Raw genomic sequence first — 20,584 nt, 5'->3', positions numbered from 1 at the left:
AAGCCAGCGGCCGCACCTGCGGTCCGCCAGTTGGCGCGAGATTGGCGGCATCAGTTGGCCTCGACCGCGCTGTGCGACAGCGCGAGGCTGATTTCACCCAGGTACACGCTTTCGCCGACCTTGCACTCGCGTGATGCATTCCCCAGAGCATGACGAATCTCGATCCGGTACATGCCGCTATCTTTCGCGAGACCACCGAACCGAAAATCGCCGAATGCGTCCGTGACCGTTTCTGCAACGCACTGGTCGCCCGAGTACAGGACAATCGCTGCACCAGAGACGCATTCAACGACGCTCCCGACCTTGGCACTGACGCTTCCGCCTATGAAGCAGCTTTTCCAGCGTTTCAAGCCGCTATACCACACGCGCGGTTTTGTTTCGAGATTGGGCCGCAAAACCTCGAGCCCTTCACGCCGGGCTTTTTCGGCCATGGCGGCATCATCGAGCTTGACGACCTCGAAGACGCCGGTGGGGCAAGCCTGCTCGCAGCGCGGATGCTGCCAACCCTGGTCGAGCAGATGAGCGTCAAAAATCCACGTTTGCGGCAGTTGCAGTTCTTCGTTCCAGACTATCGCCTTGTATGGGCAGGACTTGACGATGTCTTTGCGCCCTCGCGCCTTGTCCGGGTCAATGATGACGATGCCGTCGGATCGCTTGCGGATCGCATCGCCGCCGACGCGCATGCAGGGTGCGTCGTCGCAGTGATTGCACATCACCGGCAAGTACGTCGTTTCGACCATGTGGGACTCGCCCTGCACGCGGCGCAGGATGCGAATGGGGCTTTCGGCACTCGCCGCGGCAGGCGCGGCATACCCAGGAAAGTCATTGCCAACGTGCTCATCCCGTGCAGCGATGACGCAGTTCTGGCAGTTCTCGCATTGCCCGACCTTGATAACCAGATTCCACTTGCTCATCGTGTGCTCCTCACGCTGCGCGACGGATCATGAAAGCGTCCGCGCCTTTCCACTTTTCCACCTGCACAAGACACGAATTCGGACTCATGCTGCTTGTCCCCGCCGTCTGGGGCCGATCTGGGGTCAGCAGGTTCATGCAACCGCCAATTTCGACGCACTCGCCGTCTATTTCTATCAACTGGAACTCAGCACTCGCCTCGTACGACTTGACTACTCCGGCGGTGACCAGAGGCGACACATCAGCCGCGCAGATCACTGCGCCCCGGTCGTTGTACACCTTGACGAGATCGCGATGGGCAATGCCTCGGGCCGCCGCGTCGACGGGACCGAGTCTCAGCAGCCAGAAGCGATGTCCGCCGATCAACGCACGATGATCTTCGATGCTGTTGACCGACGAGTTCTTGCCGTCGCAATGGGTGTGGAAACTGTAACGGCTATGAGTGGCGATCAGTTGCAGTGGATACCGCTGTAGCAGTGGAGAGCGCAAGCCCTCCCAGGACGGGATGTATCGGTTCAGCGGCGGCCGCTCCGGGTTGTCCGCCGTGTGCCGCTTCAGCAACTCGGGTACGAACTCGAGCTTGCCACTAGGCGTTTGCAGGCCCATGCCGAATTTTTCGGCATATTGCGACGGCATCGGATGCGGTTCCTGTAGATCCTTGCGCCGGCCTTCCGCGAACCAGCGCATATCCACTGGATGTCGCAGTTCCGCTTTTTCGGTCGGCACAACGAAGTAGCCCTTACGGCAGAACTCACGCCACGAAATGTGATCCCGCAAATCCGACGAGCTGAATACGCGCTTGACCCAGTCCAGCTCACCGCAGCCCTCGGTGAACACACTGCCAAGGCCCAGGCGGGTCAGAATAGCGGTGAAGATGTCATAGTCGGAGCGCGACTCGCCCAAAGGTTCGATGCATTTGTGCTGCAGCGTAATCATACGGTGGTTGACCGTGTTGAAGCCGTGATGCGCATAGCCACCGGAATTCGACCATTCGCCGATGTCCCACCGCTCCAGCGATGTGCATGCAGGCAGAATGATGTCGGCGAACTGCGCCTCGCCCTCCATCCAGATAGACTGGTTGACCACGAACTCGATGCTCGGGTGACGGTACGCTTCGGCCCAGCGCCCCGATTTCGTGACCGTGCTGAAGGCAGAGCCGCCATAGCGATAGATCATGCGGATCGGCGAATAACCGGGCATCGGGTAACTGAACGGCGCGAACTGCGCTTCCTGGGACATGCCGTCCCAGAGGTAGCCAGTCGCGTGGCCGTTGATGATGGCATCGGGCAACTGCTGCCGCGGGACCATCTGCTTGACCGGATTCATGGTCAGGATGTGCGGCATACGCTGATAGTTGTTCACGGCGTTCGCAGTCCACGCGAGGTCGCCCGACATCCCACCGTCCGCGTAGCCCGGAAAGTAGAAATTCAGATCGTGCGGAACACCGATTTCGAGGCAGCCAAAATTCACGCCCGGCTTGCCCCAGCCTTGCATCGCCATCATCATGATCATGCAACGCGCCCATTGCGCCCCCGTCGCACCGCGTCCAGCGCCACCGAATCCCGCGCCCGTCATTCCGACGGCGAGATATACCTTCCTCGTTCCCCACCGCCGCGCGAGGGCGCGAACGTCTTTGGCCGGCACGCCAGTTTCCAGCTCCTGCCATTCGGGCGTTTTGGGCACGCCATCCGTCTCGCCCGTCAGGTAGGCCTGCCATTCCTCGAATCCGGTCGTCCGGTTAGCGACGTAATCCTTGTCGTACAGGCCTTCCGTCAGCCACACATACATGATGGCGGTGGCGAGGGCCGCGTCCGTTTGAGGTCGGACCGGAACCCATCGCCCGCCCAGCAACTGGGCGGTCGGATTGCAGTGCGGATCGATATGGACGAACTCGATTCCCAGTTCCTTGGCCCATAGACGTCGCGGCGTCCCTTCGAATCCGGCGTAGGCGCCATTCGTGCTTTCCGGGTCGCTAGACCAGAAAACGATCATTTCGGCATCCTTAAGGCAATCCTCGATTCCCCCATAGCCGGAGGGCACGCCAACGCGCATCGAGTTGCCGAAGTGATGCATGGCGCCCCAATACCAGCCTTCCCAGCTGTCCGGATTCGCGGCCACCCGTGTGAAGCCGATCAGGTTGGCGAAACGCGTGAGCGCGCTGAGGTAGTAGCCGATGTTGCCCCACTGATGGTGCGACGACATGGGGAACGTGATGGAGCCCGGTCCGTGAACACGTTTTTGCCGGTTGATCTCTTTCGCGACGATGTCCAAGGCCTCGTCCCAACTGATCCGCACATAGCCGGACTTGCCGCGGTTCTGCGGGTTGCGTTCGCCATCAGGTTCGAAATCGACCCGCTTCATCGGGTGAAGGATGCGCTTGTCCGAATAGACGAGCGACTTGATCGCCAATGCGTGCGGCGCAACGAGGCCGCGCCGGGGCGGGCTGAACCGGCGTCCGCGCGCTTCGATCTCCCAACTCGGAGCATCCTTGCTGTCGAGATCGACAGGCGTCACGCGAATGATGCGTCCATTCTTCACGTACACAAATAACGGGCCGCCGTTGGTGCACGTGGTGTAGCGCTGCGTGCCGTCATGCATGGGCGTGCCCATCGGCAGGCTGATGGTTTGCATCATGCTCAGCGTTTGCATGAACCACACCAGCAACTCATCGTCGCCTTCCGTAACCACCTTGAAATTTTTCGCTGCGTGAATGATCTCCAGGTAGTCCGGAGTGGCGGAAAGAAATTTCAGGGCGGTTGCCACATCCTTGAAGAGCATGCGCACGTCGGGCTGCGGATGCCTGCCGGCACACGACCGGATGCGGCCGTTCTTGAGCTTGATGACGCGGCCGATGCTTTGATCCATGAGCCCGATCCACGCGACGAGATCGCGCTGCTTTAGCCGGTCGCGATAGGCAGGGAAGCGGCGTGCCGTCAGGTCGAGGACCTTGGGCATGGCAAAGAGAATGGTCTTGAGGATCTGTCGTTTCACTTTTTGATCCAATGGTAAGGCTTCGCAGGTGCAAGCATCATGGAATTGCGGACCGGCTCCCTGAACGGGCAAGCCGCTCAGGCGGGCGCAATCATGTCTGCTGGTGGTTTTGGGAGCGTTGGCGGCACGACCCGCCGCCTCGATCGATGTCTGGGAACGCGGGTCGTACTCGCTAGAATGTGTAGCCGACATTCAAAAATACGTTAATGGGTTCGATTCGGAGCGTCGACTTCGATACGATCTGCGTTCCGTTTGCGGTCTGTCCGTATATGGTCATGTTCGTCTTGAGCGGCATGTAGCCAACTGATGCTCCGACGGACCAGTGTTTGGAGAACGCGTAGCTTGCCCCGATCTCGAACACGGGGTTCCACGACGCACTGAGGGTCGCACGTATCGATCCGCCAGGACCGACACTATCGGTAATGAACTGGTTGTTGGTTGCGCGAACCTGGGTGAACCACGTGTAGTTCACGCCCAGTCCGACGAAAGGACGAAATTTCGACTGAGCCTCGAACAGGTGGTATCGAAGCTCGATGGCGGGCGGCATCGGCCTCGTCGTGCCGAGGGTGCCGTACTTCGAGAGTGTCCCGTCGCCAACAAGATTCACTGTTAGTGGCAGGCCAAAGAGGGTGGCGATGCCGATGTGGTCGGTCACGTAGTATTCGGTGGTGATGCCGAGCGTATTCGTCGACGACGCGTGCGCACCACTACCCGTTAATTGCTGATTGACCGGCATACCGCCCACGCTTTCCACGGTAAGCGGCGTGGCATGGCCCTGTGGCGCTACGTAAAGCCACCCCGTCGCCAGCGTAAAGCTTCCGGCCGATTGCGCATTCGCATTTCCAGCAAGCGCAGCCGAACAGATAAAACCCGCCATAACGGCAGGTCGAACATTTTTCCCGTAGTTCCTCACGCGTCTTCTCCTGCCTCATCGGCTAAATATCTTTTTATCGTGCTCAGGGCTTTAACGAGCCGCCCATTGATCCGGCTCGTTGGATCGGTCCTCGTAGGTATAGACCAACTCCAAAAATCATCTCCTTTTATATAGGTATACTAAATACAATGAATTGATTTACCCGGATCCCCGCGTTGCTTTCTGCCTGTGCAACGTATCGAGTCCTGGGCTGCGTACGCCTGTTACTTCTCTTTGCCGTTCTGCGCGGTTGCCAGGTTTGACAAGTTGCCCGGCATGCTAGTGAACTCGCATCACAAGGCGCTCGGCATGCGGCGGGAACACGTTCCACGAACCGTCGCGGTGCCGGAAAAAAAACATCCCAACCGGCCTTGTCGGCAAAAGTAGCTCGATATGCACGCAGTTCCACGGATGCGACTGCGCACGACCTAATCGGGTAACTCGCACCGGGGCTCCGGAATCCAGCGCAAGCCATTTTTCAACAACCGAACGCAAGGATCTCTCTGATGCAATGTCCATCTTCTTCCCCAAACCAAAACCGGTGACATTCGCGATTCAGGCGTGCCATCACCGCGCATGCGAGTGACTGGACGCCTGTGTCGATGCGAGAAACCATGTCACTTTGAAACTCTGTGCGTCTCTTACATTGCGTTGCCGTCAACGCTGCCTCTGGAGCCCTCCGCGACCGCAATTGAGAACGCGAACGGAAAGCGGCCAAGCGCGGCAGTCGCCAATGGTTCGAGTTCGGCGTCGGAGAGTTCGACATGAACGGAAATCCCACGCAAGGCTTCTTCAACGATGCTGACGGTTGCCCCCTCAACACCAGCTTCCACGAGCGCCGACTGCAGGGCATCTACGGTTTCGATCCGCTTAAGCGCGGGTTTGAAGATCTTGCCAACAGCCGTCAGGGGCATCGTTTCGACGATCCGTATGCCTTTGGGGAACGCGGCTCGCTCGCTGATCTCATCACGCAGGAACGCTGTCATTTCTGCTTCATTTGCCGTTATGCCAGGCTTGAGCTGGACATAGGCGACGGGCAGTTCGCCTGCGTGCATATCAGGGCGCCCTACAGCTGCAGCAATCTGCACTGCGGGATGTCGGTGCAGCGCTTCTTCGATCGCTGCAGGATCGATGTTGTGTCCGCCTCGAATAATGAGTTCCTTCTTCCGGCCTGTGAGCCAGAAGTAACCTTCCGCGTCGCAGCGTCCGAGATCGCCGGTATTCAGCCATCTGCTGCCATCAGCCAGGTCCATCCAGATGCCGTTGTTCTGCTCCGGCCGCATATAGCCGATGAACACGTTCGGGCCGGAGATCAGCAGTTGACCAACCTCGTCCGCAACGCAGTCCCGCACATAACGGCCCGATTCATCGGCCATCACGGCTTTCATGGCCTGGCCCGGCAGACGAAGGCCAATGGAGCCGACCCGCCGTTCGCCAAGCGGAGGATTGACGCTGCTAACGCAGGTGCCCTCCGTGAGGCCATAGCCCTCGAGGATCCTGATCCCGGTTCGAGCCTGGAAAGCACGCAGCAATTCCACCGGCATCGGCGCGGCGCCGCACAACCCGTATTCGAGCGAACTGATATCGCGGCCGCCAATGGGTACGTCCAGCAACGACCCAAAGAGGGTTGGCACGCCGCTAAAAAAGTTGATCCGGTAATGCTCGACGATATCCCAGAAGCGTTTGACGACGCCATCTCCGCGATAACCTTGCGGCGTGCCCAGCACGACATGTGCACCGCGTGAAAACGGCAGCAAACCCGTCACCATCACGGCGTTCACGTGGAAAAGCGGCAATCCGCAGAAGATCGTCTTGCCTGGCGCAACGCTTTCACCGAGAAATTCTCCGGCGCTCCATGCATTGGCCACCTCGTTGCCGTGCCGGCGCATCGCAATTTTTGGCAGGCCTGTAGTGCCGCCCGTGCAGAAGTAGGACGATACGTCATCCCGGTTCATGCGGTGCGGGGTGGAGAGCGCGATGCCCGGCTCCCGCGCGATGGCTTCGCCGAAGTCGTGGATGCTGATCTGCGAAGGAACCGCGCCTCGCACGCCCTCCTCGCCATGCAACCTTGAGCACTCGCCGCGCTGAAGCATTCGAGCCGCAAATCGCTGTTCGCCGGGTGCATGGTCGGCGAGGTTGACCAGCACGACATGCTCGAGCGAGGCAATCTTGTGCAAGACCGCCTGCACTTTCGGCCAGAGGTCCGTGCCGGGATACGGCGCCAAAGTGACAATCACGCTGGCGCCTGAGGCATTGAGCAGCTCGCCGATCGCGTCGCTTTCGAGCAGCGGATTGATCGCGCAGACAACGCCGACCGCCTCGCCGCCCCAGATCACAAAGTGCGTTTCGGGCAGATTCGGCAGTACATAAGCGACGACCGTGTTTCGCTGCACACCCAGCCGCGACAACATGTTTGCCGTGCGCGTGATGTCGCGCACCAGTTCGCTGTAAGTCCATCGCTCGGGGGTCGCGTAGTCGTTCGTGGTTGCGAAGAACGAAAGCGCGGGTGCAGATGGATTAATGGCGGCGCCCCGGCAGATCAATTCGTAGGTGCTCGACGGTAGATCCGCCGGCTGCTGCCCCTGCGATTCGATAGCGAGGACGTCCTGCTCGTTTGCGACGCCTTTCATGCGGCCTCTGCGATGACGACATTACGCTGGGTGCCAAGATCGATCGAGCCATCCTGGCTGACGATACGTGCTTCGACCACATCGCCATCCTGAAGGTACTGCGGTCGCTCGGCTTGCAACGCGAGGAAAAGACGCCATTTCTCCGCTTCGGGCAGCTGTGCCGCGGCGCGTTGCTTTTCCGGCGACGGAATGATCAGCGCGCAGCCGGACGGCGTACCCGTGGCGAGCAAGTCACCGGCATGCAGGTCTTGAACGCCGGACAGCTCGGTCAATGTTTCTGCCGGACCATAGACAAGACCCGAAGTGGAATCGTTCTGTCGGACCGTTCCGTTGACCGTCAGCGTCAGCACGAGCTCCTTGAGCTTCGGCATGTCGTGCTTCTCGAGCAGGCAAAGGTACGGGCCGACGGGGCCGAACGTGCGATAGCTCTTGCCCTTGTAGAACTGCATCTGCGGAATCTGGATATCGCGCGCGGAATAGTCGTTCACGATCACGGCGCCGGCAATGTAGTCGTGCAGGTTCTCGTCGGTAATCGTTGCCCGGGACGTGATGTCGCGTTTGAATACAAGACCGACTTCGATCTCGTAGTCGAGGAACTTCACTTCGTGCGGCTTCACCAGCTTCGAGTCCGCAGCAACGATGCAACTCGTGGCCTTCGTGAAGATCATGTTGAATTTCTTCGCGTCCGGGTCCATGCCGGATTCGATCATATGCTGGCGATAATTCGCGCCCTGGCAGATGAACTGCTGATTGGCGGTCACAGGCGAGAGCCACTGCACATCCGCTTCGGGAATCGTGGGGCCATTCAGCGTCATTAACCGCTCGACCGGATTAGCATGGACAAACTCAGCGGTCGTCTTGAACTCACCGGGAATCGGCGTGATAGCGTTTTGAGCCACTACGCCCCACTGGGCGCGACCATCGTGCAGATAATGCAGAACGTGAATTGCCATGTTGGCGGTCTCCGGGTTCGAAAAAGGGGTGCGTCAGGCAAAAATCTTGAACAGTGCCCGTAGCCTCGCAAGCGTGACGTCGGGGCTTCGGCGCAGGTTTGCGATCAGCGCCGCTATGTTCGCGGGCGTCAATCGGGGCTTGGTGAAGCTGCGCGGCATTGTCGGCCCCCACTGGGCCATCGCCTCGCGACTGACGCCATGGATTCCCGTCGGGGTATCGCTGGTGAAAAGATCACCGTCGCAGTAGTGCTCATGCTTGTCTCCCCAAGGGTCCTGCCAGTAGTCGAAAATCTGGCTCCCGAGGATATGTCGGCCGATGCCCCACGCATGCGTCCATCCGCTCGTGCGCAGGACGCGCTGACCCATACCGACCGCGTCCGCATCGACGAGCTCGTAGGCGCTATGGCTGTATGTCGGGGCGAACGCCTGTGCCAGCGCAAGCGTATGATGGTCGGCGGGTCTGTTGCCGAGATCGAGCCGCATGAACGCGACAGCCGGTGACCCATCGGGCAGCACCTGCACGTCGCTGGGGATAAAACCAAAATGGCGCGTGTACCACGCACAGGTTTCCTGATAATCAGCGAGTTCCAGCACCACGTGCCCAAGCCTGATGACTTCAGGCGCGCCCTCGGGCGGTCGCTGCGTGCCGTTGACGCGAACAGCGGCATCGACGGAATTGAACGGCAACGGCAGCCGGTGCGGCAATGCGGAGGCGGGCGCCTGGCCCCAGATCGCATCGACACGGAAACCGGACGGATCCTGCAACTGCACCACGTAGCCGCCGCCCGGCAGCGCAGAGTGTTCCAGCTCCGATGCTCCCGGCACCCTGGCCAGCGCGTCCAGTTCGGCTTCGCTGCCGACCTGCAGGCCGAATCCGACAAATCGCGCTTTGGACGCCTTGCGTACGACATAACAGAAGTGCGACGCGGCCGTACCGCGCAGAAGCAGCATCTCTTCGCCACGCGTTACCGTTCGAAACCCGAAGTCATTGAGAAACCGTTCAGCTTGCCCGAGGTCCGGCCGATCGAACATGAGATAGGCCAATGCGTTCGCTTTCGCCGTTGGATTCGGGTGACGAGCCGGCTGTGCAGTAGTCAGTTTCATGGTGGACGGTAATCAGGCAGTTGGGATCGGTGATGCAGACCGCAGCGCTGGCGCGCCGCACCTCGGGAGCACGTGAGCGCTCGCAGGCTCACCGGACGGCCAATTTGCCGGCGCGGGGGGGATAGCGGGTCGTAATGCCCGGATGGGCGGATGGGGAAGGTGATGCCGGCCGCTTGGCGCAATGCCGATTGCGATTGCTGTCTCCACAGTCACTCCGTCTGTTTTAGTTAGACCGGCTCTCGACAGCCGATGATGACATTAAACTCATCGATGATCGTTTTGTCAATAAAGACATTCGAATCTATACTGTGGTCATGACCAGACCTGGATCCATCATGACAACCACGACCAAGCGCGGGGCAGCCAGGCGCTCTCCGCCGGCGGCGCCCGCCACCCCGGCCCCCGTCATCGAAGAAAAAGAGCCTCGTGGTGCGCGCCGCAAGCGCGAGACGCGCGCACGTCTGCTCGACGCCGCCCTCAGGCTGATGGCCGAAAAGGGTATGGAAGGCGTGGCGATCAATGAAATCACGGAGGCCGCCGATGTCGGCTTTGGCTCGTTCTACAACCACTTCGAGTCGAAGGAGGCGATCTACGCGACGCTCGTCGACAACGTGTTCGAAGAGTTTGCGAACGTGCTCGATCGCATCTCGGAGGGCTTATCTGATCCTGCGGAAGTGGTTGCCGTAGCTGTGCGCCACACTGTCCTGCGTGCGCGGCACGATCCCGTGTGGGGACGCTTTCTGATACGGGAAGGGTTTTCCGCGCGCGTGACAAGTCGCGGGCTGGGGCAGCGGCTCCTGCGCGACATTCGAGCCGGCATTGCGGCAAAGCGATTTGTCGTTGGCGACCCGCTTATCGGATTTCTCGCAGTCGGCGGCACGGTGCTCTCCGTGATTGCGGCCGAGTTGAACTTCGCCGCGCCCGGCGCGAGCGCGGCGAGCGCGCTGGAAGAACTGGGTTTCAGCGGCGAGCACTTTCCCGAGCGCACGGCAGCCATGTTGCTGCAGATGCTCGGCCTGAAGCGGGCGGAGGCGGAAAAGATTGCCGCGCGTCCACTGCCCATCGTCGAGGAAGCCGACGAGGCAGCGTGAGTTCGGCCGGTCGCGAGGGGAGCCGGTCTGGCAACCGGCCCCGTTCCGACTGGCGACACGCCGCGAATTTACACCCCAGAGCGCGGAGCCGCCGCCCCCTCGACCGCGGTTTGCGCGCCGTCTAAAAATTGCGGGCAGGACAGCGTCGTCATCCCCGTTCTGCTGGACGCGCCCGCAGGTCTAAACGGCCGATCCGCCGCGGTCCCAGCGAACTCCCGCACGACCTCGCCTATCTGATCAGCGATCGCGTTGATCGCATGACGATGCCCGTCGACGATCGCCTGATACCCGCCAGACACGGGCTCGCTCACTACGCTGTGGCAACTCAGCGTCTCCAGGCCCGCAGACCTGCTTACACTCCATACGACATCAACGAGTACGTGGGACCCCGGCCACGATTCAAAGCGCTGAACGTCGACGCCGACCTGATAGACGGGAACCTCCTCACCACGGCCAACTGCGTTGGCGACGGACGCGCCGGCCTGCCGGCTCACGCGAGCCGCAAGTGCATCGCGAATCTCGTCCGGAAGGGCCGACGACCAGCGATCGTCTTCGAGCACCTGCACCTGGGCCGGGTTGATCTGCACCACAAGCTGACTCCTGGCGACGGCGGCCGGCACCTTCACTGGGCGTACATCGATCCGCAAAGCGGGGCTTGTCGTATTCTTTGCGATGGCCGGCTCGGCGTCGGTTTCGAGCGTATAAAAGCGCGTCGCGGGCGTTGCGCACGCCGTCAGAAGGGCCAGCCCAACGACAGAGACGAGTGTCCTCACCATGGTCCGGGACGAGCGGGTTTGCATTGCGATCATTGCTGGTCTCCTTTTTTGCCAAACAGCAGCGCCTGCGGATGGCGCTCCAGGTATTCGGAGAGCGCATTGAGCGACTGCAGCGTACGCGTGAGTTGCTGCATGGCGTCCTGAACGTCGGACTGCATCGGCGCCGTCTGCCGCAGCGTCGATTCCGCGGTCGCGAAGGTCTTTTGTGCGGCAGCGAGCGTGTCGCGTGCTTGCGGCACGACCTCGGTGTCCATATGCCCGAACAGCTTGCTGGCGTTCTCCAGTGCACCGTCGAGGTTGGCGCCGATCCGGTCGAACGGCACCTGGTTCAGTTTCCTTGCGATGTCCGCCACCTGCACCTGGAGCTCGTCGAGCGTATTCGGCACGGTCGGCAGTTCGATCGGGTTGCTGTGCACGTCGACACTCGCGCGCGGCGCCTTCGGGAACATGTCGAGCGCGACATACAACTGTCCCGTCAGGAGATTGCCGGTCCGCAATTGGCCGCGCAGCCCTTCCGTCACGAGATGCTGCAGCATCTCGTGACCGCCGGGCGTGTCCGGCGCCGGCAGTGCCTCGCTGGAGCGCCGGCTGAGCCGGTCAGGGTAAAGCGCCATCGACACCTTCATGCTGAAGCTCTTCTGCTTTTCGTCGTACTCGATACCAATCTCGGTCACCTGCCCCAGCGCAATCCCGCGAAGGTCGACAGGCGCGCCAACAGACAGTCCACGCAAAGACTGATTGAAACGCATGACGACATTGAGCGGCTGGCCGTCGGGCTCGCGCATGGCGTCCGATTCGTCCGCGGCGAGTCGGAACTCTGCCCTGTCTGCTGCCGGTCGGCCTGCGTCCTGCCCGGCCGGAGACTGGAACGCCAGCCCTCCGACGACGACAGTCGCGAGTGATTGCGTATTGAGCTTCAGCCCGTTGGAATCGAGACGCAGATCTACGCCGCTTGCATTCCACCACCGCGTATTGCTGCCGACGTACTGGTCGTACGGCGCATTCACGAAGACGTTCACGATGACGCCGGCGCCGTGAGGATCGAGGGAGTAGCCAATCACCTGACCCGCCTGGATGCGATGGTAGAAGATGGGGGCGCCGATATCGATCGAGCCCAGCGACTCGCCTCGCAGCGTGTACTGGTGCCCAGGCTGTCCCGTGGTGACAATCGGCGGGCTTTCGAGACCGAGGAACGCGGTTTGCCTCTCGGTCGAGCGCCCGATGTCCGCGCCGATGTACGCACCAGAGAGCAACGTACCGAGCCCGGAGATGCCGTTGGCGCCAATGCGCGGGCGTACGACCCAGAATCGCGTGCCTTGCGTCGCAAATTTCTCTGCGTCCTTGCTCAACTGGATACTCACGATGACGCGGCGCAAATCGGCGGACAGTGCAATGGCTTGCACGACACCGACTTCAACGTCCTTGTACTTTACCTTCGTCTTGCCTGCCTCAATGCCCTCCGCGTTATTGAAGGTGACCGTCACGACCGGCCCCTTTTCTGCAACGGATTTGACCACCAGGGCAACCCCGATCAATGCAGAGATGAGTGGTACTAACCAGATGAGGGATGGCAGCCAACGTTTGCGCGGCTTGAATTCAGGTCCGGATAGATTGGAAAGATGCATCGTCTGTTTCAGGATATGCGGTTGGTGGGGAGACAAGCACGAGGAACTTCATCGTTCGCAGTTGGAGCGTCACGCTGCCCCGCGTCCACGTTGTCCCAGTTGAGCCGCGGATCGAATTGATGCGATGCGAGCATGGTCAGGATCACAACCGCTCCGAAAGCGAGAGCGGCCGGTCCCGCAGTGATGACGGCAAGCGAGCCGAAATGAACCAGTGTGACCGTCAGTGCAACGACGAAGACGTCGAGCATCGACCATCGGCCAATGCGCTCGACGAGCCGGTACAGGATGGCTCTTTCACGAGCGCGCCATCCCGAACCGTGAGAAGCGGCTACCGTGAGAAGCGTGAGAACAACGAGCTTGAGAACCGGCACGAGAACGCTGGCGACAAAAACGACGACAGCAAGGGGCCAGTCTCCCGAAGTCCAGAAATACGCGACGCCGCCAAGGATCGTGTCGTCCTCCGAACCACCCACGGATGAGGCGTGCATGATCGGCAGCAGGTTCGCCGGAATATAGGCAAACGCGGCGGCAAGAAGCAGACTGGCCGTTCGCGTCAGGCTGTCCGGCCTGCGTTCGTGCAGCACATGCTGGCATCGGGAGCAGCGCTGGTGGGCTTCCCGATCGATACGCGTCTGAACGAGCCCGCATGCGTGACAGCCGACGAGGCCGGCGCGCCGTGCCGTAATGGCGGGCGATGAGCCGGTTTTGCGCGCCCCCGATGGCCGCGTGAAACGCCCTCGCCCTGCACTGACTCTCGACCAGCGAACGTCCGCGATTCGAGCACACCTGATTTCGTCACGGACCGCCCAGAGCCTGCTCGGGTCGAATGAAGCAACAACGCCCAGCATGACAGTCAGCGCGCCCGTTGCGAACAATCCCGGTCCCGGGATCACTTCCGCGATGCTGACCATTTTCACGATCGTCACCAGCACCCCGAGCATGAACACCTCGACCATGCCCCATGGTCGAACGAGCTGCACGAGACGCACCATCGCGTTGAACCGGGGTGGCAGTTTGCCTAGCCGGAGCGGCACCAGCACATATAGCAATGAGAGCAGTTCGATCAACGGGAAGAGTACCGCCGAGCAGAACACCATGATCGCGACGACGCGCATGTTGCCGGACCAAAGGGAGCGCACGGCGCCAAACAACGTCGCCTCGGATGTCATGCCGTTCGCGCGTAGCTCGATCACAGGGAAACTCTGCGCGATGCCAAAAACGATCAATGCGGCGAGCGTCACAGCGCAAATCCAGTCAAGCGGCCATCCGCTGCCCGGTAGCGCTGTCATGCCCGCACCGCAGCGCGAACAGGCTGCGCGGCGCCCTTTGACACTGGAAGGCCTGCGAAACAGCAGATCGCATTCGTGGCAGGCAATTAGTCTCTGATATTCCATACGGAAATAAAGCGGAAATCCGGTGGCATTCATACTGGCGCAACGGCCGAATCACGCGGCCGGCGCGGCAGCCCGTCAATTGATGTGTCCAACGGCCATCGCGTGGCTCGAGCCACTGCTGAACGGCGAGGGCGGTCCTGGCGGATCGCCCTCGCGTTGCACGAACGCCTGGGTCAATGCGTTGATGCGGTCGTCTGCTGAGTCCGCTGAGCCGAGGGCAGCTCCCCCATCGCCTGGAACAGTGCAGCTGTATCGCTCATGCGCTGGCCCGCCGCGCGCACTGCGCCGATCTCTGCGTTCAGATACCGCGACTCGCTCGCGTGCGTTGCCGCCGAAGGCAGCGAGCCCAGGCGGTGGCGCGACGCCGTGTCCTCGAATGCCGTCCGCGCGGCGTCAGCGGCGACTTCGCTCGACGCGAGGGCCTGTGCGTCGTTATCCAGCGCGGCGAGTGAATTCGCTACGTCCTGGAACGCCGAAAGCACAGTGGACTTGTAATGCAGCACGGTGGCGTCGTAAGTATCGATCGACGCGCGGCGCTGCGCGAACAGCGCGCCGCCATGGAAGATCGGCTGCGAGAGGCTCGCGCCGATAGCCCAAAGGCCGCCCGCGCCCGAAACCACTGCCGGCCAGCTGAAACCGCCGCGACCCATTGCGCCCGTCAGCGACAGGCTCGGGAAAAGTTGCGCCGTTGCCTCGCCCACATCGGCGGCGGCCGCCTTGACGGCGGCGTCGGCAGCCTGGATGTCCGGGCGCGAGCGCAACAGGTCCGAAGGCACGGCGACGGGCACGTGCTCTGGCAACGACAGGCTGTCCAGATCCGGCACGCTCGGGGCGTTGTCCGGTGTACGGCCGATCAGCACCGCGAGTGCATGAACCGCAGTCGCGCGTTGCTGACGCAGTGCGGGCAACGTCGCCGCGATGGAGGCCGCATCCTGTTTCGACTCGAACGCCTGGGCTCGCGAGACCGAGCCGAGCGCGTAGCGCTGCGCGTCTTCGTTCGCCGCATCGTCCGACACGGCGACGAGCCGCTCGGTGAGCGCGATCTCCCGATCGAGTGCTGCCACATTGATCGTGGCAGCCACGATGTTTGCAGCGAGCGCACGGCGCGACGCTTCTAGTTCGAATGCCTGCACATTCACGCGGGCCGCGCTCGCGGAATTCGCATAGCGCGTCTGGCCGAACAGGTCGAACGTGTAATGCGCTTGCAACTGCCCGGCAAAGAAGTTGTATTGCACCTGCTCGGGCAGGCCAAGCTGGGGCGCCACCGGTGAACGGGCGCGCTGGACCTGCGCGGTTCCGTCGATCGACGGCAGCGTCGATGAGCCGATCTGCGCGCGCAATTGCTCGTGCGCCGCGGCGAGCGTACGCTGCGTTGCCGCGAGCGTCGGGCTGTTGCGCAGTCCTTCGTCCACAAGCGCGTCCAGCGCGGCGCAGTGGTAGAGCTGCCACCATTGCGGCCCAGGCGTGGCGCCGACATCGAAGGTTTGCGCAACGCCACCCGCTGCCACCGTCTTCGCAGGCTGCGTCTCGGCACCGTAATGCTCGGGAGACGGCATGGCCGGTGGCTCGCCGCTGGGCCCGAACGAGCACGCCGTCATGGCGAGCGCCGCCGCAGCAGCGAGCACGGATGCCTTATATGTAAAACTCATGATCAACCCTCCGTATGCTCGACGACGACCTCGTGGGTGCCGCGCTCGTCACGACGGACCCTGAAGCACGTCGCGTAGAGCGCGGGCAGGAAAAACACCGTCAGCACCGTGGCGGTGGTGATGCCGCCCATCAGCGCGGTCGCCATAGGCCCGAAGAAGCCGGAGCGCAGCAGCGGAATCAGCGCGAGCACGGCGGCGGCGGCAGTCAGCATGATCGGCCTGAAACGCCGCACCGTTGCGCCGATAATGGCGTCAAAGCGCGCGTGCCCCGCCGCGATGTCCTGATCGATCTGGTCCACCAGAATGACGGAGTTGCGCATGATGATCCCGAACATCGCGATCACACCGAGCAACGCGACGAAGCCAAACGGTTTGCCAAACAGCAACAGCGCAGTCACCACGCCGATCAGACCCAGCGGTGCGGTAAGCACGACGATGAAGGTGCGCGCAAAGTTTTTCAGCTGGATCATCAGCAGCGTCAGTACCGCGATAATCATCAGCGGCATTTCCGCGTTGATCGACCTCTGGCCTTTCACGCTCTCTTCCACTGCCCCGCCCACCTCGATCCGGTATCCGACAGGCAGCTTCGCCCGCACGGCCGTAAGTGCGTGCTCGATGTCGCGCGTTACGTCGATCCCCTGCGCGTCGCCGCGCACGTCGGCCTGCACGGTGATGGTCGGCTGGCGGTCACGCTCCCAGATCACGCCGTACTCGAGCGTGTCGCGCACACGTCCGAGCGAGCCGAGCGGAACCGGACCGTTCGGTGTCGAAATCGCAAGGCTCGTGAGCTTTGCGGGGTCGACGCGCTCGCTCTTCGGCGCACGCAGATCGACGTTGATCAGCTTGTCGCGCTCGCGGTACTGCGTCACGGTGTAGCCCGACAGCGTCATGGCGAGGAAGCTCGAAACGTCCTCTGACGTGACGCCAAGCTGGCGCGCGCGGTTCTGGTCGATCTCGAACGAGATTGAACGTTCTGCCGGTTCGTCCCAGTCGAACTGGACGTTGCGCGTGCGCGAGTCTGCACGGACCTTCTCTGCGACCGTTTCCGCGACCGATCGCACAGTCGCGATATCGTCACCGCTCACGCGGAACTGGATCGGGAAACCCACGGGCGGACCGTTTTCGAGGCGTGCCACACGTGTGCGAACACCGGAAAAGTCCTGCTCCAGTTTCGCGTCGAGCCAGTGCATCAGTTCCTCGCGTGTTTCGACGTCTTTGGCCGTGATCACGAACTGCGCGAAGTTGGGCTGCTGCAGCTGCTGGTCGAGCGGCAGGTAAAAGCGCGGCGCGCCCGTGCCGACGTAGTCGACGAAATGGTCGATCCCGGGCTTGCCATCGAGGACCTTCTCGAGGCGCTTTGATTCACGTAACGTCGCCTCGAACGAAGCGCCTTCCGGCAGCCTGAGGTCGACCAGCAGTTCGGGCCGCTCGGAGTTCGGGAAGAACTGCTGCGGCACGCGCGTGAATGCCGCCATCGCAATGACGAAGAGCACGACGGTGACCCCGAGCACGATCCAGCGTCGGTCGATACACGCCGCGACCCAGCCCGACAGACGCCGGTAAAAGCCCGTGTTGTAGACATCATGTTCATGGCCACCGCTCGCATGAGCCTTGCTCTCCGGAAGCAGATGGAAGCCCAGCAACGGCACCAGCACGACTGCAGCGAACCACGAAACGACGAGCGCAATGGCCGATACCTCGAAGATCGAGCGTGTGTATTCACCCGTGCTCGATTTCGCGAGCGCGATCGGCAGGAAGCCCGAGACCGTGACGAGTGTGCCCGTCAGCATCGGGAATGCGGTGCTAGTGTAGGCAAAGGCCGCCGCGCGCATACGGCTCCAGCCCTGCTCCAGCTTCACGGCCATCATTTCGACGGCGATGATTGCATCGTCGACGAGCAGCCCGAGCGCGAGCACGAGCGTGCCGAGCGAAACCTTGTCGAGCCCGATTCCGAATAGATGCATGCACAGCGCCGTCACGGCCAGCACAATCGGAATCGTAATGACGACGACCATGCCCGTGCGCAGGCCGAGCGAAACGAGGCTGACAACCAGCACGATCGCCACCGCTTCGCCAACCGCCTCGACGAAGTCGTCTACAGAGTGCTTGACCGCGTGTGGCATGCTCGAGACCGGCTCGAGCTTCACGCCGGCCGGCAGCGACGCCTGCAATTCCGCAGTCTTCGCGTCGAGTGCCTTGCCGAGGTCAATGACGTCGCCCCCCTTTTGCATCGTTACACCGATGCCGAGCACAGCGTGGCTGCCAACGCGCATCTGCGTTACGGGCGGATCGTCATAACCGCGCTTGATGGTTGCAATATCGCCAAGACGGAACGAGCGGTTGTTGACGGTGATCAGCGTGTCCGCGAGCGCCTGTTCGTTCTTGAACGCGCCGCTCGGCCGCACGAATACGCGGTCGTCCGCCGTCGTAATGGTGCCGACGGGTGCGACGGTGTTCTGCGCGTCGATTGCATGAGCGAGTTGCTGCGGCGTGATCGACAGACGCGTGAGTTGCGCGTTCGATATCTCGACAAAGATATGCTGATCAGGGTCACCGAAGTAATCGACCTTCGCGACGCCCGGCACGCGCAGCAGAACCGTGCGCAGCTGATCCGCATAGTCATGCAGTTGCGCAGGCGTAAAGCCATCGCCTTCGAGCGCGTAGATGTTTGTGTAGACGTCACCGAACTCATCGTTGAAGAAGGGTCCGGCCGTTCCCCTCGGCAGCGTCGCCGCGATATCGCCCACCTTCTTGCGGACCTGGTACCAGGTCTCGGGCACCTCCTTGACAGGCGCCGAGTCCTTCATCGCGAAGAAGATCATCGACTCGCCGGGGCGCGAGTAGCTCTTGATGTTGTCGACGTACGGCGCCGCCTGCAGCTGACGGCCAATCCGGTCCGTGATCTGATCCTGCACTTCGCGGGCGGTCGCGCCCGGCCAGTACGTCTTGATGACCATCGTCCGGAACGTGAACGGCGGGTCTTCCGATTGCGCAAGATGGGTATAGCCGATCACCCCAAAAAGCGTGGCCAGCCCGATCAGAAAAATCACGAGCTGCTGGTGCCGCAGCGCCCATGCAGAGAGGTTAAAGCCCGTACCGCTAGCGCTTTGCTCGCCAGAAGCGTTCGCCGGCGCGCTGTCGAGCGCGTGTTCGTGGTCGCGCGCGTTCATACCGAAGCGTCCTCTGAATGCAGCGGAGGCACCACTTGCACATGCTGCCCGGAACTCACGGCATGCACGCCCTGCAGGACGACGCGGTCGCCATCGTGCAGTCCCGAACTGAAGGAGACGGTGCGTTCGTCGTACCGCTCGATCGTGACCGGGCGCAACTCGAGCGTGTCGCTGCCTTTACGCACCACCCACACGGCCGGATTCTCACCCTTGTGGAAGAGCGCCGTCACCGGCAGAGTGAAGACCTGGCCGGCATCGTCCGCTACGCTGAATGCCACATTCGCGGTCATGCCAAGACGGACCTCGGGACTCGGTGCGGTCAGCGTGAGCTTCACACGCCACGTGCGGCTTTGCGGATCGGCCGCTGCCGAAACCTCGCGCACCCGCGCTTCGAAAGTCTTGCCGGGCAGCGCGGGCAAGGTGACGCGCGCGTTGCTGCCGACGGCGAGAGCGTTCAGCGTTCTTTCAGGCGCGTCACAAGCGACATCGACGTCGCCCGTCCAGTCGAGGTGATACACAGCCTGGGTTGCCTGGACGTTCTGGCCGGTATCCACATCCTCGGAAGTGATGACGCCGTCGTGGTCCGCGGTCAGCGTCGCGTAGCGCAGATGATCCGTTGCGAGCGCCATCTGGGCGAGCGCGGAAGTGCGCTGCGCAAGCGCCGAAGCGTAGGCATCCTCGGTCTGCTCCAGTTGCGCGGGAGCAATCAGGTTCGCACGCGCCTGAGCCTGATCGCGGTCGAGCTGCTGCTTTGCAAAAACGAGGCGATGCTCGGCGGCGTCGAGCTGGGCGCGCGCATTGACGAGGTTGTTCTGCAAATCCGTCGGGTCAAGCAACGCAACCACCTGTCCCGCCTTGACCGTATCGCCGATATGCACTCGCCGCTCGATGACCTTGCCGCCCACCCGGAACGACAGAGGCGTCGAATAACGCGCCTGGACCTGTGCCGGCAGCGAGTTGCTCTCAGCGTGCCCATCCGGATGAACCGCAAGCGCAACGACGGGCTTGGCCTCCGGGACGACTGCATCAGTCTGGTGGCATGCACAAAGAGCGATGGCGCTGCACGCCGCAACGACGACAGTCAACTTGTGCGTCGATGGAACGAAGGAAGGTAGGAGGGAGCGCACTCGTTTCAGCGCGACAAGACCGGGTTGTTTCACGATGTTCACAAGGCAGGTGATGAATACAGATAGAAAAGTCATCTGCGCCGATGGCTAGTCGCGCCTGCAAGAAGCGCGCGTTGCCCGTAGCGCGAAAACGAAGCCATTGATGCGGAACGGATCCTCTTCGACGAACCCCTGGACCGGCGGCCCGACCTTTGTTTACAGGCCATCGCAGCTGATCGCCAGACGTGTCTCGAAGCGGATCGGCACCAT

At 61.9% G+C, this 20,584-nt stretch carries 13 protein-coding genes; 1 reads left to right on the top strand and 12 read right to left on the bottom strand.

Annotation, left to right across the window (positions count from 1 at the left end):
• Positions 1–50: 50 nt before the first annotated feature.
• From AB4Y40_RS23615 to AB4Y40_RS23590, 6 genes are all read right to left on the bottom strand, one after another.
• Positions 51–914, bottom strand: coding sequence for a 4Fe-4S dicluster domain-containing protein (locus tag AB4Y40_RS23615; protein WP_368689827.1), 864 nt, complete (start codon positions 912–914; stop codon positions 51–53).
• A gap of 10 nt (positions 915–924) precedes the next feature.
• Positions 925–3,903: a molybdopterin-dependent oxidoreductase gene (locus AB4Y40_RS23610; protein ID WP_368689826.1), complete on the bottom strand. Its 2,979-nt coding sequence runs from the start codon at positions 3,901–3,903 to the stop codon at positions 925–927.
• Positions 3,904–4,075: 172 nt separating this feature from the next.
• The gene (locus tag AB4Y40_RS23605; RefSeq protein ID WP_368689871.1) at positions 4,076–4,780 is read right to left on the bottom strand and encodes an OmpW family protein; all 705 of its coding nucleotides are present in this window, start codon (positions 4,778–4,780) and stop codon (positions 4,076–4,078) included.
• Positions 4,781–5,457: 677 nt separating this feature from the next.
• Positions 5,458–7,446, bottom strand: coding sequence for an acyl-CoA synthetase (locus tag AB4Y40_RS23600; RefSeq protein ID WP_368689825.1), 1,989 nt, complete (start codon positions 7,444–7,446; stop codon positions 5,458–5,460).
• Positions 7,443–8,399: a fumarylacetoacetate hydrolase family protein gene (locus AB4Y40_RS23595; protein ID WP_368689824.1), complete on the bottom strand. Its 957-nt coding sequence runs from the start codon at positions 8,397–8,399 to the stop codon at positions 7,443–7,445. Before AB4Y40_RS23595 ends, AB4Y40_RS23600 begins: the two co-directional genes overlap by 4 nt.
• Positions 8,400–8,432: 33 nt before the next feature.
• Positions 8,433–9,503, bottom strand: a complete 1,071-nt coding sequence (locus AB4Y40_RS23590) for a VOC family protein (RefSeq protein WP_368689823.1) — start codon at positions 9,501–9,503, stop codon at positions 8,433–8,435.
• Positions 9,504–9,838: 335 nt separating this feature from the next.
• Between AB4Y40_RS23590 and AB4Y40_RS23585 the strand changes: the two genes are divergently transcribed.
• Positions 9,839–10,594: a TetR/AcrR family transcriptional regulator gene (locus AB4Y40_RS23585; RefSeq protein WP_368689822.1), complete on the top strand. Its 756-nt coding sequence runs from the start codon at positions 9,839–9,841 to the stop codon at positions 10,592–10,594.
• Positions 10,595–10,662: 68 nt separating this feature from the next.
• Here AB4Y40_RS23585 and AB4Y40_RS23580 read toward each other — a convergent pair whose 3' ends face one another.
• The 6 genes from AB4Y40_RS23580 to AB4Y40_RS23555 all read right to left on the bottom strand — a co-directional run bounded on the left by AB4Y40_RS23580 (position 10,663) and on the right by AB4Y40_RS23555 (position 20,293).
• The gene (locus AB4Y40_RS23580) at positions 10,663–11,403 is read right to left on the bottom strand and encodes a membrane integrity-associated transporter subunit PqiC (protein ID WP_368689821.1); all 741 of its coding nucleotides are present in this window, start codon (positions 11,401–11,403) and stop codon (positions 10,663–10,665) included.
• Complete coding sequence (locus tag AB4Y40_RS23575) at positions 11,400–12,995, bottom strand: intermembrane transport protein PqiB (RefSeq protein ID WP_368689820.1); 1,596 nt, start codon at positions 12,993–12,995, stop codon at positions 11,400–11,402. The genes AB4Y40_RS23580 and AB4Y40_RS23575 overlap by 4 nt, the downstream gene beginning before the upstream one ends.
• A gap of 8 nt (positions 12,996–13,003) precedes the next feature.
• Positions 13,004–14,389, bottom strand: a complete 1,386-nt coding sequence (locus tag AB4Y40_RS23570; protein ID WP_368689870.1) for a paraquat-inducible protein A — start codon at positions 14,387–14,389, stop codon at positions 13,004–13,006.
• 173 nt (positions 14,390–14,562) lie between these two features.
• Positions 14,563–16,038 (bottom strand): efflux transporter outer membrane subunit, encoded by a 1,476-nt coding sequence (locus AB4Y40_RS23565; protein WP_368689819.1) that lies wholly within the window; start codon positions 16,036–16,038, stop codon positions 14,563–14,565.
• Positions 16,039–16,040: 2 nt separating this feature from the next.
• Positions 16,041–19,208: an efflux RND transporter permease subunit gene (locus AB4Y40_RS23560; RefSeq protein WP_368689818.1), complete on the bottom strand. Its 3,168-nt coding sequence runs from the start codon at positions 19,206–19,208 to the stop codon at positions 16,041–16,043.
• On the bottom strand, positions 19,205–20,293 hold the full coding sequence (locus AB4Y40_RS23555) for an efflux RND transporter periplasmic adaptor subunit (protein ID WP_368689869.1): 1,089 nt from the start codon (positions 20,291–20,293) through the stop codon (positions 19,205–19,207). The genes AB4Y40_RS23560 and AB4Y40_RS23555 overlap by 4 nt, the downstream gene beginning before the upstream one ends.
• Between the last annotated feature and the right edge of the window lie 291 nt (positions 20,294–20,584).

It is taken from the genome of Paraburkholderia sp. EG287B (assembly GCF_040965595.1).
GTDB lineage: Bacteria > Pseudomonadota > Gammaproteobacteria > Burkholderiales > Burkholderiaceae > Paraburkholderia.
This window is presented reverse-complemented; position numbering and strand designations above follow the sequence as displayed.

Bases quoted from the DNA above. Each gene is read 5' to 3' on its own strand.
- AB4Y40_RS23615 (WP_368689827.1), bottom strand. From the start codon at position 914: ATGAGCAAGTGGAATCTGGTTATCAAGGTCGGGCAATGCGAGAACTGC.
- AB4Y40_RS23605 (WP_368689871.1), bottom strand. From the start codon at position 4,780: ATGGCGGGTTTTATCTGTTCGGCTGCGCTTGCTGGAAATGCGAATGCG.
- AB4Y40_RS23600 (WP_368689825.1), bottom strand. From the start codon at position 7,446: ATGAAAGGCGTCGCAAACGAGCAGGACGTCCTCGCTATCGAATCGCAG.
- AB4Y40_RS23595 (WP_368689824.1), bottom strand. From the start codon at position 8,399: ATGGCAATTCACGTTCTGCATTATCTGCACGATGGTCGCGCCCAGTGG.
- AB4Y40_RS23590 (WP_368689823.1), bottom strand. From the start codon at position 9,503: ATGAAACTGACTACTGCACAGCCGGCTCGTCACCCGAATCCAACGGCG.
- AB4Y40_RS23585 (WP_368689822.1), top strand. From the start codon at position 9,839: ATGACAACCACGACCAAGCGCGGGGCAGCCAGGCGCTCTCCGCCGGCG.
- AB4Y40_RS23580 (WP_368689821.1), bottom strand. From the start codon at position 11,403: ATGATCGCAATGCAAACCCGCTCGTCCCGGACCATGGTGAGGACACTC.
- AB4Y40_RS23575 (WP_368689820.1), bottom strand. From the start codon at position 12,995: ATGCATCTTTCCAATCTATCCGGACCTGAATTCAAGCCGCGCAAACGT.
- AB4Y40_RS23570 (WP_368689870.1), bottom strand. From the start codon at position 14,389: ATGGAATATCAGAGACTAATTGCCTGCCACGAATGCGATCTGCTGTTT.
- AB4Y40_RS23565 (WP_368689819.1), bottom strand. From the start codon at position 16,038: ATGAGTTTTACATATAAGGCATCCGTGCTCGCTGCTGCGGCGGCGCTC.
- AB4Y40_RS23560 (WP_368689818.1), bottom strand. From the start codon at position 19,208: ATGAACGCGCGCGACCACGAACACGCGCTCGACAGCGCGCCGGCGAAC.